This is a genomic window from Sphaerochaeta sp. PS (assembly GCF_032144095.1).
Taxonomy (GTDB): Bacteria; Spirochaetota; Spirochaetia; order Sphaerochaetales; family Sphaerochaetaceae; genus Sphaerochaeta.
Map to the genome: position 1 here is coordinate 1 of NZ_JAVSNJ010000030.1, position 1,503 is coordinate 1,503.

The window sequence follows — 1,503 nt, forward strand, 5'->3', positions numbered from 1 at the left end:
AGCCTTGAGCCCATCAGCAGTTCGGACTCCTCCAACTTCATCTGGATCATCTTGACAGCACAAGTCGCTATGTAGGAAAGGCTTAGATGTCCCCTGAACGTCTCTTCCGAGTGGGTCCTGAGCGGTAGGAGCTTGGTGTAGTTCTTTGCAAAGTCGAAGATCTGCTCGGCGGCCTGCCTCTGGTAATAGGCCGGTAGTATCTCATCTGTGGAATAGTCAGTGCCTGAGAGGATTGCGAAAAGGCCCTGGTCACTCATAGTCTCGTAGACCTCATCAAGTGAGAGTTTCGTTTTCTTTGCTTTCTTGAACAGCTTGCGTTGCTCATCGTTGAGCCTGCTGCAATCAAGGCCCAGATACAGGAAAGCCGGATTGTCATGATGAGAACCTACCAGCACCTGCTTTTTCTTGATGAAAAGGTAGCGATCCTCGAAATTGACGAAGTTCTCACGCGATTCAAGTGTTGCAAGCTCTTCGGCGATCATCTTCTTGAGATTGGAGTCGTTCGCCTTGACCCTGGTGAGGAATCCTATCCTGCATGCATGGTTCTCATCATAGAAGAAGTCAAGGTTGCCTGCAGAATTGTAGCCTGCGTCTATGATGCAGGATTCGACCTCTATGCCCAGCGATTCCAGATGAAGCAGTATCCTCCTGAGGGTGCTGACATCGACGACGTTGCCAGGCACTGCCATATAGAAGATAGGAAGACCTGTTGTCTTCTGCACCACGAAAATGAGCCTCACCTCATTGCTGACCTTCCCATTATGGACATTGATCCTCGTCAGAGGCATGTGGATGGCATTCGGAAGACCGCTTGAATCTATAAGTATGTTTTTGTCAGAACTATATTTGCTCATTACATGGCTCAGGTAGGCCCCCTGATATCTCATCTGCTTCTCAGGTGTACCTACTGAGGCAAGGAACTCGCTGAGGCGCGGACTGTCCAGATTTGCCTTGGGGTAAAGCATACTCGCTATGCTTCCACTGAGCCAGGAGTCAGCATTGCAGTTCGCCACTGACGAAAGCATATAGAAAAGAACCATTGCATGGAGAGTGTCCTTGTTCCCATATCCTAGGCTGTCGATGACACCGAAGAAACCGGAGCTCTCCAAAAACGAATGGAGAAAGAATGCATCGCCGAAATCAAGGGAGACCTTCTTGATGCGTCTTTTGTCCAAAAGTTTTGTTTCAATGAAATCCTCCGGGACTTTCCCATAGGAGCCGGGCAGGGGATCGAAGGTAAAGAGCCCTCGTGTCCTGTTGCTGTATATGCCTTTCTCCCTGTCGACTACAAGTCCCAGATACTCGTACTTGTTAGAGGTCTTCTTACCATTCCTGGTAGAGACGGCAGCGGATGCATATTTGTCGTTCGGGCCGGAATAAACTATATACATAATCAAAACACCTCATGTGCTTATACATCAGAAATATAAGCACATGATAAGATATTTTTGCCTCTATTACAATATGAAACTGGCAGTATTTCTTTATTATTAAAGAAATTTA

At 47.4% G+C, this 1,503-nt stretch carries 1 protein-coding gene; it reads right to left on the reverse strand.

Translation table 11 applies throughout. The annotated features are described in order from the left end of the window. A partial coding sequence (locus tag ROJ03_RS13025; RefSeq protein ID WP_313727499.1) for a transposase occupies positions 1–1,391 on the reverse strand: 1,391 nt, incomplete at its 3' end. Between the last annotated feature and the right edge of the window lie 112 nt (positions 1,392–1,503).